Here is an 11,944-nt window from a genome sequence, read left to right as displayed (position 1 = left end):
GCGCGCTTTCTAGCCCGGACGGCGTAACCAGTCCAGCACCGCCTCGGGCATGGCCCGCACGTGCGTAGGGAATCGGCCGGCCGGAAAGCCGACGTGGCCGCCGTGCGGCGGCTGCCACAGCGTCACGAAATGCCCCACCTCCTGCACGCCGGGCAGGCTGGACGCCGGCACGAAGGGGTCGTTGCGGGCATTGAGCACCAGTGCCGGCACGCGGATGCGCGCCAGGTGCGGCTTGGCCGACGCACGGGCCCAGTAGTCGTCGGTGTTGCGAAAGCCGTGCAGCGGCGCGGTGAACAGGTTGTCGAACTCGTACAGGTCGCGCGCGGCCAGCAGGCGTTCGCGGTCGAACAGCCCCGGGTGCTGGGCCCACTTGGCCAGCGCCTTGGGCTTCATCGAGCGCAGGAAAAGGCGGGTGTAGACCTGCCGGTTGAAGCCGCGGCCGATCGCGTGGCCGCCGGCCGCCAGGTCGACCGGCGAGCAGACTGCCGCGACGGCGTGCACCGTCGCGGCCGCCGATTCACCCGCTTCCTCGGCCCACCGCAGCAGCGCATTGCCGCCCAGCGACACGCCCACCGCGTGCAGCGGCTGGCCCGCGCGCAGGCGCAGCCGGCCGAGCATCCAGCCGATCTCCTCGTGGTCGCCCGAGTGGTAGGCCCGCGGCGCGAGGTTCAGCTCGCCCGAGCAGCCGCGAAAGTGCGGCACCGCGTAGTTCCAGCCCAGCGCTTGTGCCACGTCGGCGAAGGCCTCGGCGTAGTGGCTGTGGGACGAGCCCTCCAGGCCGTGGAACAGCACGAGCCACGGGGCCTCGCGCTGGCGCGAGAACCGGTAGTCGACATCGACAAAGTCGCCGTCCGGCGTGGCCCAGCGCTCGCGCTGGTAGATGGGCCGCGGGCCCCGCACGCGCTTGCCATACAGCGCGGGCCAGATCGTCTGCAGGTGGCCGCCGGGCAGCCAGCGCGGCGCGCGAAAGTCGCGCATCGTCGGCCCCACCAGCTTCTCAGTGCAGGACAGACGGGGTCTCGACCAGCTCGGGCGGCTCCTGCGCCGTGCCGGGGCTGGCGTGGTGGGCCACCATGCGCCAGCCCTGGGCCGTCTTCAGGTAGACGTTGGTCGCCATGACCCAGCCGGTGCGCACGCCCTCGGGCGTGTTCAGCGCGATGCGCTCGACCACGCTGTGGACCGCGGCGCCGAGCGCGTGCACGCGCCGCACCTTCTCGGGCTGCACCTGCACCGCCCCATTGGCGAAGACGGCCTCGAAGGCCGCGCGCACCGCCGCCGGGCCGATCAGCCGCGGGCCGCCGGGATGGATGCAGACGACCTCCTCGTCGTCAGCCCAGACGGCCATCAGCTTGTCCAGGTCGGCCTCGCGCAGCGCGTCGTAGAACTGTGCCTCGACGTCGTCGGGCGAGGCGAGCAGTGCGGCCTTGGGCGGGGTGGTCGGCATCGCGGCCTCGTGGGGTGTCAGCGGAAGACGACGGTCTTGTGGCCGTTCATCAACACGCGGTGCTCGACATGCCAGCGCACCGCGCGCGCCAGCACCACGCATTCGACATCGCGCCCGACGGCGGTCAGGTCCTCGGCCGACAGCGAGTGGTCGACGCGCTCGACGTCCTGCTCGATGATCGGCCCCTCGTCGAGGTCGGCGGTCACGTAGTGCGCCGTCGCGCCGATCAGCTTGACGCCGCGCGCGTGCGCCTGCGCATAGGGCTTGGCGCCCTTGAAGCTGGGCAGGAAGCTGTGGTGGATGTTGATTGCGCGCCCCTGGAGCCGCGCGCAGAACTCGGGGCTGAGGATCTGCATGTAGCGCGCCAGCACGACCAGATCGACCCGCTCGGTCTCGATCAGCGCCTCGATGCGCTGCTCCTGCTCGCGCTTGGCGGCAGCACCGGCGCCGGCGGCCAGCGGCAGGTGGTGGAAGGCCAGGCCGTAGCTCTCGACCAGCGCCTTGTGGTTCAGGTGGTTCGAGACGACCGCCGGGATGTCGACCGCCAGCTGGCCGCTCTGCCAGCGAAACAGCAGGTCGTTCAGGCAGTGGCCGTGCTGGCTGGCCATCAACAGCACGCGCGGCCGATGGGCGATCGCGTGGAAGGTGGCCTGCATGTCGAACTGCTGGCGCACGTGGCCGAACAGCTTGTCCAGCGTCGCCACGTCGGCCAGCTGCTCGGGGGCCTCGAAGTGCACCCGCATGAAGAACAGCCCGGTCGCGTCCTCGCCCAGCACATCGCCGAACTGCTGCGAGTCGATGATGTTGCAGCCGGCCTGGTAGAGCAGGCCCGAGACGTTGTGGACGATCCCCTTGGTGTCGCGGCAAGCCAGCGTGAGGACGAATTCGTGCGAGCGCGGCATCGGGGGCATCGGGGGCATGGTGGGCTCGATTGTACGGACGGGGGTCGGCGCAAGCGGGTACCGACCCCGGCATCCAGAACCGGCGCGCCGTCGTATGCCCTGGCAGACCCCGCCCGACCCCAGCCTGGAATTCCCGCCCGATGGCCCACCCTTCCTCCGCCGCCCCCACCGGCGCCGCCGCCGCAACCCCGCAGCGTGCCGATGCGCTGGCTGCGCTGCTGGCCCGCGTATCGCTCGGCGACCGCGCGGCATTTGCCACGCTGTACCAGCAGACGGCCGCGCATCTGCTGGGGGTCATCCTCCGTATCCACAGTGACCGGGCCCAGGCCGAGGACCTGTTGCAGGAGGTGTTCGTGAAGATCTGGGGCGCTGCCGGCAGCTTCGATGCGCAGCGGGCACAAGCGATGACCTGGCTGACCAGCATCGCGCGGCACCGCGCGATCGACGGCCTGCGCCGCCGCCGGGCCGAGCCGGCCTGGGTGACCGCGCGCGCCTCGGTCGACGACGGCGACGACGACCTGCTGGACCAGATGGCCAGCGACAGCGCCGGCCCGATGGAGCTGCTCGGCCAGGCGGTCCAGGCACGCTTGGTCGGCGTGTGCCTGAAGGGCCTGACGGGCGAGCAGCAGCAGACGCTGGCGCTGGCCTTCTACCAGGGTCTGTCGCATTCCGAGGTGGCCGCGCAGCTGCGCCAGCCGCTGGGCACCGTGAAGAGCTGGGTGCGGCGCGGGCTGCTGGCGCTGCGCGCGTGCCTGGAGCGTGCCGGCGCGATCGACGCAGTGGGAACCTGAGGCCTGAATGGACTATTTCCGCGCCCCCCTGCCCGACCGCCTGGCCGCCGAATACGTGCTGGGCACGCTGCGCGGCCCGGCCCGGCGCCGTTTCGACACGCTGCTGCCCGCGCACCCCACCCTGCGCGCCGCGGTGCTGCGCTGGCAAGGCGCACTGTTGCCGCTGGCGGCCAGCGTGAAGCCGGTGGCGCCGTCGCCGCGCGTCTGGGCCGCCATCGAGGCGCGGCTGTTCGCCGAGCGGCAGGCCGCCCACGAGGAGCCCTCGCCGCCCGCCCGCTGGTGGCAGCGCGTGCTGCCCTGGCGCGCCGCGACCGGCTTCGCGACCGCCGCCGCGCTGGCGCTGGGCGTCGCGCTGACGCTGCCGAAACCCGCGCAGCCGCCCATCGTGGTCGTGCTCGCGCCGGCCGATGCGGCCGCCGCGGGGGCCTTGGCCAAGGCCCGCTTCGTCGCCAGCGTCAGCGCCGACGGGCGCGGCCTGGTGCTCAAGCCGATCGAGGCGCTGGCGCTGGACCCGCGGCGCGCGCTGGAGCTCTGGGCCGTGCCGGGGCAGGGTGCGCCGCGCTCGCTGGGCGTGGTGGCGGCCGACGGCGCCACCAAGGTGATCCGCGCCGAGCTGCTGCGCGACACAGCCGCCTTCGCCGTCAGCCTGGAGCCGGCAGGCGGCTCGCCGACCGGTGCACCGACCGGCCCGATCATCTCGGTCGGCAAGTTGGAGTCATAGCGCACGCACCGAGCACCCATCAGGTGCGCAAATTGCATAGGCTCTCGCTTGTGAGCGTCACGCACGAGCTTCGCCTGGCCGTCATCACCCTGTCGGCCCATGTGCCCGACCTGGCCGACCAAGAAGGCTGGGACGAGGCACTGCGCCTGCGTGACCTGGTGCATGGCCTGCGCGTGGGTGGCTACCAGATCGTCGGCGTGCTGGGTGCCGACGCCCAGCTGCCGGACAAGCTCAACGCGCTGGCGCCCGACGTGCTGATCGTCGATGCCGAGAGCGGCGCGCGCGACGCGATCGAGCACGTGGTCTGGGCCACGCGCGACGCACCGCGGCCGATCGTGCTGTTCACCGAAGAGCACGACCCGGCGCACATGCGCGAGGCGGTGGCCGCCGGCGTGGTCGCCTACGTCGTCGCCGGCCTGGCGCCCGAGCGCGTGCGGCCGATCATCGACGTCGCCATCGCCCGCTTCGAGCACGAGCAGGGCCTGCGCGGCGAGCTCGCGCGCGCCAAGGGCCAGCTCGCCGAGCGCGTGGTCGTCGATCGCGCCAAGGCCATGCTGATGCAGCGCCACGGCCTGCTCGAGCCGCAGGCCTATGCGCGCCTGCGCACGACCGCGATGAACCAGGGCCTGACGATCCACGAGGTCGCGCGCCGGCTGCTCGAACTGGCCGATCTGTTTACTTGAGCCCCCACGCCCCCTTCCCGGGGGCTGCCCCCTGGGCCACGAAGGGGCCCTTCGGACCCCTGGGGCTCGCGTCGAGCGGACCGGCAAAGCCGGATCCGCGCACGCCACTTGATGGGCGGCGACTCCTTCGGAGTGCCTCCTTTGGCCTGGTGGCGATGCCCGGCTTTGGTGCGACATCGGATCGCAGATGCCGCTCATGGTGCAAGACCACCATGGGTCCGGCGCGTTTGGCACCATCTCACGCTGGCATACCTATTGCGTAGTGAGAGGCGTGACCCAACGAAGGGTCGCACGATCTGGTTGCACTGACTTCCTAGGTTTTTTTGGACAAAGGCGTCCGCCGGCTTGACCCTCGGGTCGAGCTGACGGGCGCCTATTTTTTTGCCGTGAGGACCCGCCCGATGCACGCCCCCGCCCCGCTCGCCGCCAGCGTGACCACCACCACCGACCTGAGCCGCCGACGCGTGCTGCAGGCCGCTTCCGCCGCGGCCGTCGGCGCCGCCGCCGGGTTCGGCGCGCCGCGCGCCTGGGCCCAGGGCTCGGACAAGCCGGAGAAGGAGGAGGTGCGGATCGGCTTCATCCCGCTGACCGACTGCGCCTCGGTCGTGATGGCCTCGGTGCTGGGCTTCGACAAGAAGTACGGCATCAAGATCATCCCGACCAAGGAGGCCTCGTGGGCCGGCGTGCGCGACAAGCTGGTCAACGGCGAGCTCGACATGGCGCATGTGCTCTACGGCCTGATCTACGGCGTGCACCTCGGCGTCTCGGGCCCGAAGAAGGACATGGCCGTGCTGATGACGCTGAACAACAACGGCCAGGCGATCACGCTGTCGAAGAAGCTGGCCGACCAGGGCGCGGTGGACGGCGCCTCGCTGGCCAAGCTGATGGCCAAGGACAAGCGCGACTACACCTTCGCGCAGACCTTCCCGACCGGCACGCATGCGATGTGGCTGTACTACTGGCTCGCCAGCGTCGGCATCAACCCGATGAAGGACGCGAAGGTCATCACCGTGCCGCCGCCGCAGATGGTGGCCAACATGCGCGTGGGCAACATGGACGGCTACTGCGTCGGCGAGCCCTGGGGCCACCGCGCGATCATGGACGGCATCGGCATCACCGCCGTCACCACGCAGGACATCTGGAAGGACCACCCCGAGAAGGTGCTGGGCACGACGGGCGAATTCGCCAAGAAGTACCCCAACACCTGCCGCGCGGCGATCATGGCCATCCTCGAGGCCGGCCGCTGGATCGACGCGAGCCTGCAGAACAAGCTGAAGATGGCCGAGACCGTGGCCGACAAGGCCTACGTCAACACCGGTGTCGACGCGATCAACCAGCGCATCCTCGGCCGCTACCAGAACGGCCTGGGCAGGACCTGGGACGACGCCAACCACATGAAGTTCTTCAACGACGGGGCGGTGAACTTCCCCTACCTGTCCGACGGCATGTGGTTCCTCACCCAGCACAAGCGCTGGGGCCTGATCAAGGACCACCCCGATTACCTCGGCGTGGCCAAGCAGATCAACCAGATCGAGCTCTACAAGCAGGCCGCCTCCGCGCTGAAGGTCAGCGTGCCGAAGGATCCGATGCGCAGCGCCAAGCTGATCGACGGCGTGGTCTGGGACGGCAAGGAGCCGGCCAAGTACGCCGACGGCTTCAAGGTCCGCGCCTGAAGGCGCCACCCGACTGGAGATCACCATGGTCAGCGCTGTGTTCCATTCCCCGATGAGCGTTGCCGCCGAGCCGGCCGCGACCTCGCCCGCGCCCGCCCTGGCCCGCGCGGCGGCCCCAATCACCGTGGCGGCGCCACCGCCCGCCACGCCGCGCCCGGCACGCGCGCGCTTCGACTGGCGCGGCCTGTGGCTCAAGGTGCTGCCGCCGGTGCTGGGCCTGGCGCTGCTGGTCGGCATCTGGGCGCTGTTGACGCAGAAGGGTGGCCCCTTTCCCACACCGCGTGCCACCTTCGATGCCGCCGTCACGCTCTTTGCCGACCCGTTCTACCGCAACGGCCCCAACGACCAGGGCATAGGCTGGAACATCCTGTTCTCGCTCGAGCGGGTCGGGCTGGGCTTCGGCCTGGCGGCGCTGGTGGGCATTCCGCTGGGTTTCATCATCGGCCGATTCGAGTTCGCGAACCGCATGGTCAGCCCGCTGATCAGCCTGCTCAAGCCCGTGTCGCCGCTGGCCTGGCTGCCGATCGGCCTGCTGGTGTTCAAGAGCGCCAACCCGGCGGCGATCTGGACGATCTTCATCTGCTCGATCTGGCCGATGGTGGTCAACACCGCCGTCGGCGTGCAGCGCGTCCCGTCGGATTACCTCAACGTCGCCAAGGTGCTGAACCTGTCGGAGTGGAAGGTCATCACCAAGATCCTGCTGCCCGCGGTGCTGCCCTACATGCTGACCGGCGTACGCCTGTCGGTGGGCACCGCGTGGCTGGTGATCGTGGCGGCCGAGATGTTGACCGGCGGCGTCGGCATCGGCTTCTGGGTCTGGGACGAGTGGAACAACCTGAACGTCCAGCACATCATCATCGCGATCTTCACGATCGGCATCGTCGGCCTGCTGCTCGAGCAGGCGCTGATGCTGCTCGCCCGCCGCTTCTCGTTCGAGTGAAGGAGCAACTCCCATGAGCGCATTCATCGACATCCACGGCGCCGAGGTCGTGTTCCAGACCGCCAAGGGCCCGTTCCAGGCGCTGCGCGACATCCACCTGAAGGTCGACCAGGGCGAGTTCGTCACGCTGATCGGCCACTCGGGCTGCGGCAAGTCGACGCTGCTGAACCTGATCGCGGGGCTGCTCAAGCCCAGCGCCGGCGCGCTGCTGTGCGACAACCGCGAGATCACCGCGCCCGGCCCCGAGCGCGCGGTCGTGTTCCAGAACCACTCGCTGCTGCCCTGGCTCTCGTGCTTCGACAACGTCCACCTGGCGGTCGAGCGCGTGTTCGGCGGCAAGGAGACCAAGGCGCAGCTGAAGGCACGCACCCAGGCCGCGCTCGACCTGGTGGGCATGAACCACGCGACGCACAAGCGGCCGCACGAGATCTCGGGCGGCATGAAGCAGCGCGTGGGCATCGCCCGGGCGCTGGCGATGGAGCCCAAGGTGCTGCTGATGGACGAGCCCTTCGGTGCGCTCGATGCCCTCACGCGGGCCAAGCTGCAGGACGAGCTGCTGAAGATCGTGGCGCGCACGAAGAGCACGGTCGTGATGGTCACGCACGATGTCGACGAGGCGGTGCTGCTGTCCGACCGCATCGTGATGATGACCAACGGCCCGGCGGCGACGATCGGCGAGATCCTGAAGGTCGAACTGCCGCGCCCGCGCGACCGCGTCGCGCTGGCCGAGGATGCGACCTACGTGCATGCGCGCAAGGCGGTGATCGACTTTCTCTATACCCGCCACGCGCACGTGGAGCCGATGGCAGCCTGAACAGGACGCTGGCCGCGCTACTCGCCCGGCGCGGTCCAGCGCTCCAGCGCCGCCCACGGGTCGGCGGCGTAGCGCGGGTTGGAGCGTTCGCGCGGCGTTCCGCAGATGACCCAGCACAGCAGCGTTTCGCCTTCGCGGCAGAAGGCGTCGCGCACCGGCGGGTCGTCGACCGAGCTGCCGCTGAGCGCCTTCGCGCCGTAGCCCATCAGGTGCAGGGCATTGAGGAAGTTCATCAGGCCGGCACCGGCGCACAGCCACTGCTCGCGCAGCGGCACGTCCGGCTCGTCCTCACGGCCCCGGCCCACCAGCGCGACCAGGCCCGGGCCGTTGTGGGCGCGCTGGCGGGCCCGCTCGACCTCGGCGGCCGGCAGCCCGCGCAGGCGGGCCCCTTCGGCGAAGAGCTCGCCCAGCGCATCCCGCTGCCCGGCGGCCACCTGGACGAAACGGAACGGGCGCAGGCCGCGGTGGTCCGGGGCGCGCAGGGCCAGGCCCACGGCCCAGGCCAGTTCCTCGTCGCTGGGTGCCGGCGCGGCCAGCTGCTTGGGACCGACCGAGTGACGGTCGGCCAGCGCGGCAAGCAGATCGTCGGGCGCCAGCGCCTGGGGGCGTCGATGGGAGTCGGCCATGGCGCCATTCTGAACGCGCCAGCAGCGCCCGCGTGCGGCCAGGATTGACGGATTTGTCCCAGATCATGAGAATGCGAACGAATCTCATTAAACTTGCGGCATGCGTGCTCCCACCCCCATTGCCACTTCGCTGGATGACCTGGAGCCGGGTGACTCCGGCCTGATCGCCGAAGTCCGCCCGCCCGCCGAGCTGGAGGCCTGGGCACCGTGGCTCACGGCCCTGGGCTTCGAGCCGGGCGAGCCGGTGCGGCTGATCTCGCGCGCCCGGCCCGGCGGCGACCCGCTGTGCGTGCGCGTGGGCGGCTCGACCTACGCGCTGCGCCGCGCCGAGGCGGCGTGCGTGCGGATCTGGCGCGAAGTGCCGCGCACGTGAACACCGCCGTCGTCCACGTCCATCGCGGCGGCCCGCTGGTCGCGCTGGTGGGCAACCCGAACTGCGGCAAGACCGCGCTGTTCAACCGCCTGACCGGCAGCCGCCAGAAGGTCGCCAACTACGCCGGCGTGACCGTCGAGCGCAAGGAAGGCCGCCACACCACGCCGGCCGGCAAGACGCTGCGCGTGCTCGACCTGCCCGGCACCTACAGCCTGCACCCGCGCTCGCCGGACGAACGCGTGACGACCGAGGTGCTGCGCGGCCAGGCCCGTGGCGAGAAGCGGCCGGACCTCGTCGTCTGCGTGGTCGACGCGACCAACCTGCGCCGCACGCTGCGCCTGGTGCTGGGCGTGCGCCGGCTCGGGCTGCGCTGCGTGGTGGCACTGAACATGGCCGACCAGGCCGCCAAGCGCGGGCTGCACATCGACCCGGCTGCCCTGTCGCGCGCGCTCGGCGTGCCGGTGGTCGCCACCGTGGCCGTGGCGCCGCAGGGCGACGCCGCGCTGCGCACCCTGCTGGCCGAGCCCGACGCCTGGGAGCTACCACGCGAGCCCGGCGCCGCCCCGGCCGCCGACCCGGCCCACCACCCCGGCGGCGACCATGCCGCGGTGCGCGACATCCTGCGCCAGCTCGAGCTCGACGAGTTGCTGCCCCACACCGCCACCGATCGCATCGACGCGGTGGTGCTGCATCCGGTGGCCGGCCCGCTGCTGCTGGCGCTGGTGCTGTTCACGATGTTCCAGGCGGTCTTCCTCGGCGCCGAAGCGCCCACCGCGTGGATCGAGGCCGGCACCGCCTGGGTCGGCGAGGCGCTGGGCCACGCACTGCCCGACGGCGCCCTGCGCAGCCTGCTGGTGGACGGCGTCATCGCCGGCGCGGGCAGCGTGCTGGCCTTCCTGCCGCAGATCCTGATCCTGTTCTTCTTCATCCTCGCGCTCGAGGAATCGGGCTACCTGCCGCGCGCGGCCTTCCTGCTCGACCGCATGATGGGCCGGATCGGCCTGTCCGGCCGCTCGTTCATCCCGCTGCTGTCGAGCTTTGCCTGCGCGATCCCCGGCATCATGGCCACGCGCAGCATCGCCGACCCGCGCGACCGCCGGCTGACGATGATGCTGGCCCCGCTGATGACCTGCTCGGCGCGGTTGCCGGTGTATGCGCTGCTGATCGGCGCGTTCATCCCCGAGCGCACGCTGGCCGGCGGCATCGGGCTGCGCGGGCTGGTGCTGTTCGCGCTCTACGTGGCCGGCATCGGCGGCGCGGCGGCCATTGCCTGGGTGCAGAAGCGCTTCACGCGCGAGGGCCGCCAGGTGCGGCCGCTGATGATGGAGCTGCCCAACTACCACTGGCCTTCGCCGCGCAACCTGGCGCTGGGGCTGTGGCAGCGCGCCGAGATCTTCATCAAGCGCGTGGGCGGCATCATCCTGACGCTGAGCATCGCGCTGTGGTTCCTCGCCAGCTTCCCCCTGCCGCCCGACGGCGCCACCGGAGCCGCGATCGAGTACAGCATCGCCGGCCGCCTCGGCCATGCGCTGGTGACGCTGTTCGAGCCGATCGGCTTCAACTGGCAGATCTGCATCGCGCTGGTGCCGGGCCTGGCCGCGCGCGAGGTGGCCGTGAGCGCGCTGGGCACCGTCTACGCGTTGTCGGCCACCGGCGACGACACCGCGCAGGCGCTGGCGCCGCTGATCGCCAGCCAGTGGAGCCTGGCCACGGCGCTGTCGCTGCTGGTCTGGTACGTGTTCGCGCCGCAGTGCCTGTCCACGCTGGCGGCGCTGCGCCGCGAGAGCGGCGGCTGGCGGGCGCCGGCGCTGGTGGCCGGCGGGCTGTTCGCGCTGGCCTGGCTGGCGTCGTTCGCCACCTACCGCATCGCGCTGGCGCTGGGCGGCTGACGCTCACTCGACGAACAGCAGCGCGGGCGCCTCGAGCAGCTCGCGCAGGCGCTGCACGAAGGCCGCCGCCTGCGCGCCGTCGACCACCCGGTGGTCGAACGAGCACGACAGGTTCATCGTCAGCCGCGGCACGATGGCGCCGGCGCGGATCACCGGCCTCTCGACGATGCGGTTGACGCCGACGATCGCGACCTCGGGCAGGTTGATGACCGGCGTCGAGACGATGCCGCCCACCTTGCCCAGGCTGGTGATCGTGATCGTCGAGCCGGCGAGCTCGTCGCGCACGACACGGCCCGAGCGCGCGGCCTCGGCCAGGCGCGCGATCTCGGCCGCGTTGGCCCACAGGTCGTGCGCCTGCGCATCACGCAGCACCGGCACCATCAGCCCGGCGTCGGTCTGCGTCGCGATGCCGATGTGCACCGCGCTGTGCCGCGTCAGCACGCCGGCCTCGTCGTCGAAGGTGGCGTTGAGGTCGGGGAACTCGGGCAGCGCCACGGCCATCGCGCGGGCCAGCAAGGGCAGCAGCGTCAGCTTGCCGCGCGCCGCGCCGTGGCGGGCGTTGAGGCGCTCGCGCAGGGCCTCGACCTCGGTGACGTCGAGCTCCTCGACGTAGGTGAAGTGCGGGATGCGGCGCTTGGCCTCCTGCATGCGCTGCGCGATCTTGCGCCGCAGGCCCACGAACTTGACAGTCTCGATCTGGTCGGCGCCGGCGGCCACGCGCGGGCGCACGGCGGCGGGTGCGGGGGGCGGCGGCGCGCTGCGTGCCGGGCCGGGCGCGCCGTGGCGGGCGACGTAGTCGTCCAGGTCGCGCTGCATGGTCCGCCCGCCCGGGCCGCTGGCCGGCACCTGCGCCACGTCGATGCCCAGCGACCAGGCGCGCTCGCGCAGTGCGGGCGAGGCGATCGGGCGGCCGGACACCCCCGCCACCGACAGCCGCCCCGCCACCGGGGCCGGCGCCAGTGCGCGCGCGATGGACGGGGCCGGCGTTGGCGGCGCCTGCGGTGCCGGGGCCGGTGAGGGCGGTGCCTGAGGCGCCGACGCCGCAGCGTCGGCCCCGGCCCCGTCACCGGCCCGCTCGATGCGGATCA

The 11,944-nt window shown here is 71.7% G+C and carries 13 protein-coding genes; 8 read left to right on the top strand and 5 right to left on the bottom strand.

Features of this window, described 5'->3' with window-relative positions:
- Nucleotides 1–9 precede the first annotated feature (9 nt).
- The 3 genes from VJ693_RS09925 to purU are packed head-to-tail and all read right to left on the bottom strand — an operon-like array spanning nt 10 to nt 2,364.
- Entirely contained in the window at nt 10–978 is a 969-nt protein-coding gene (locus VJ693_RS09925; protein ID WP_324153716.1) for a YheT family hydrolase, read from the bottom strand.
- Nucleotides 979–997: 19 nt separating this feature from the next.
- Nucleotides 998–1,444, bottom strand: a complete 447-nt coding sequence (locus VJ693_RS09920) for a nuclear transport factor 2 family protein (protein ID WP_324153714.1) — start codon at nt 1,442–1,444, stop codon at nt 998–1,000.
- Nucleotides 1,445–1,461: 17 nt separating this feature from the next.
- Complete coding sequence (gene purU / locus VJ693_RS09915) at nt 1,462–2,364, bottom strand: formyltetrahydrofolate deformylase (RefSeq protein ID WP_414652251.1); 903 nt, start codon at nt 2,362–2,364, stop codon at nt 1,462–1,464.
- A 122-nt stretch (nt 2,365–2,486) separates the two neighbouring features.
- On the opposite strand from purU, the gene VJ693_RS09910 reads away from it, so the two are divergent.
- The 6 genes from VJ693_RS09910 to VJ693_RS09885 all read left to right on the top strand — a co-directional run bounded on the left by VJ693_RS09910 (nt 2,487) and on the right by VJ693_RS09885 (nt 7,968).
- The gene (locus VJ693_RS09910; RefSeq protein WP_324153712.1) at nt 2,487–3,137 is read left to right on the top strand and encodes a sigma-70 family RNA polymerase sigma factor; all 651 of its coding nucleotides are present in this window, start codon (nt 2,487–2,489) and stop codon (nt 3,135–3,137) included.
- A gap of 7 nt (nt 3,138–3,144) precedes the next feature.
- Nucleotides 3,145–3,858 (top strand): anti-sigma factor, encoded by a 714-nt coding sequence (locus VJ693_RS09905; RefSeq protein ID WP_324153710.1) that lies wholly within the window; start codon nt 3,145–3,147, stop codon nt 3,856–3,858.
- Between the two features lie 50 nt (nt 3,859–3,908).
- Nucleotides 3,909–4,541, top strand: coding sequence for an ANTAR domain-containing response regulator (locus VJ693_RS09900; RefSeq protein WP_324153709.1), 633 nt, complete (start codon nt 3,909–3,911; stop codon nt 4,539–4,541).
- 401 nt (nt 4,542–4,942) lie between these two features.
- Nucleotides 4,943–6,214, top strand: coding sequence for a CmpA/NrtA family ABC transporter substrate-binding protein (locus tag VJ693_RS09895; protein ID WP_324153707.1), 1,272 nt, complete (start codon nt 4,943–4,945; stop codon nt 6,212–6,214).
- 25 nt (nt 6,215–6,239) lie between these two features.
- Nucleotides 6,240–7,154: a nitrate ABC transporter permease gene (ntrB, locus tag VJ693_RS09890; RefSeq protein ID WP_324153705.1), complete on the top strand. Its 915-nt coding sequence runs from the start codon at nt 6,240–6,242 to the stop codon at nt 7,152–7,154.
- Nucleotides 7,155–7,167: 13 nt separating this feature from the next.
- Nucleotides 7,168–7,968 (top strand): ABC transporter ATP-binding protein, encoded by an 801-nt coding sequence (locus tag VJ693_RS09885; RefSeq protein ID WP_324153704.1) that lies wholly within the window; start codon nt 7,168–7,170, stop codon nt 7,966–7,968.
- 17 nt (nt 7,969–7,985) lie between these two features.
- Here VJ693_RS09885 and VJ693_RS09880 read toward each other — a convergent pair whose 3' ends face one another.
- Nucleotides 7,986–8,594: a nitroreductase family protein gene (locus tag VJ693_RS09880; protein WP_324153702.1), complete on the bottom strand. Its 609-nt coding sequence runs from the start codon at nt 8,592–8,594 to the stop codon at nt 7,986–7,988.
- Between the two features lie 100 nt (nt 8,595–8,694).
- Between VJ693_RS09880 and VJ693_RS09875 the strand changes: the two genes are divergently transcribed.
- Both VJ693_RS09875 and feoB read left to right on the top strand, forming a co-directional pair.
- Nucleotides 8,695–8,967 carry a FeoA family protein gene (locus VJ693_RS09875; protein ID WP_324153700.1) on the top strand — a complete coding sequence of 91 codons (273 nt, stop codon included), beginning with the start codon at nt 8,695–8,697 and terminating at the stop codon, nt 8,965–8,967.
- Complete coding sequence (gene feoB, locus VJ693_RS09870) at nt 8,964–10,856, top strand: ferrous iron transporter B (RefSeq protein WP_324153698.1); 1,893 nt, start codon at nt 8,964–8,966, stop codon at nt 10,854–10,856. Before VJ693_RS09875 ends, feoB begins: the two co-directional genes overlap by 4 nt.
- A gap of 3 nt (nt 10,857–10,859) precedes the next feature.
- Here the strand turns inward: feoB and VJ693_RS09865 are convergent.
- Nucleotides 10,860–11,944, bottom strand: a 1,085-nt coding sequence (locus VJ693_RS09865; protein ID WP_324153697.1) for a dihydrolipoamide acetyltransferase family protein, incomplete at its 5' end; no start/stop codon positions are given.

It is taken from the genome of Ideonella sp., assembly GCF_035254525.1.
Lineage (GTDB): Bacteria > Pseudomonadota > Gammaproteobacteria > Burkholderiales > Burkholderiaceae_C > Ideonella.
This window is presented reverse-complemented; position numbering and strand designations above follow the sequence as displayed.

Bases quoted from the DNA above. Each gene is read 5' to 3' on its own strand.
- VJ693_RS09910 (WP_324153712.1), top strand. From the start codon at position 2,487: ATGGCCCACCCTTCCTCCGCCGCCCCCACCGGCGCCGCCGCCGCAACC.
- VJ693_RS09880 (WP_324153702.1), bottom strand. From the start codon at position 8,594: ATGGCCGACTCCCATCGACGCCCCCAGGCGCTGGCGCCCGACGATCTG.
- purU (WP_414652251.1), bottom strand. From the start codon at position 2,364: ATGCCCCCGATGCCCCCGATGCCGCGCTCGCACGAATTCGTCCTCACG.
- VJ693_RS09905 (WP_324153710.1), top strand. From the start codon at position 3,145: ATGGACTATTTCCGCGCCCCCCTGCCCGACCGCCTGGCCGCCGAATAC.
- VJ693_RS09920 (WP_324153714.1), bottom strand. From the start codon at position 1,444: ATGCCGACCACCCCGCCCAAGGCCGCACTGCTCGCCTCGCCCGACGAC.
- VJ693_RS09875 (WP_324153700.1), top strand. From the start codon at position 8,695: ATGCGTGCTCCCACCCCCATTGCCACTTCGCTGGATGACCTGGAGCCG.
- ntrB (WP_324153705.1), top strand. From the start codon at position 6,240: ATGGTCAGCGCTGTGTTCCATTCCCCGATGAGCGTTGCCGCCGAGCCG.
- VJ693_RS09885 (WP_324153704.1), top strand. From the start codon at position 7,168: ATGAGCGCATTCATCGACATCCACGGCGCCGAGGTCGTGTTCCAGACC.
- VJ693_RS09895 (WP_324153707.1), top strand. From the start codon at position 4,943: ATGCACGCCCCCGCCCCGCTCGCCGCCAGCGTGACCACCACCACCGAC.
- VJ693_RS09925 (WP_324153716.1), bottom strand. From the start codon at position 978: ATGCGCGACTTTCGCGCGCCGCGCTGGCTGCCCGGCGGCCACCTGCAG.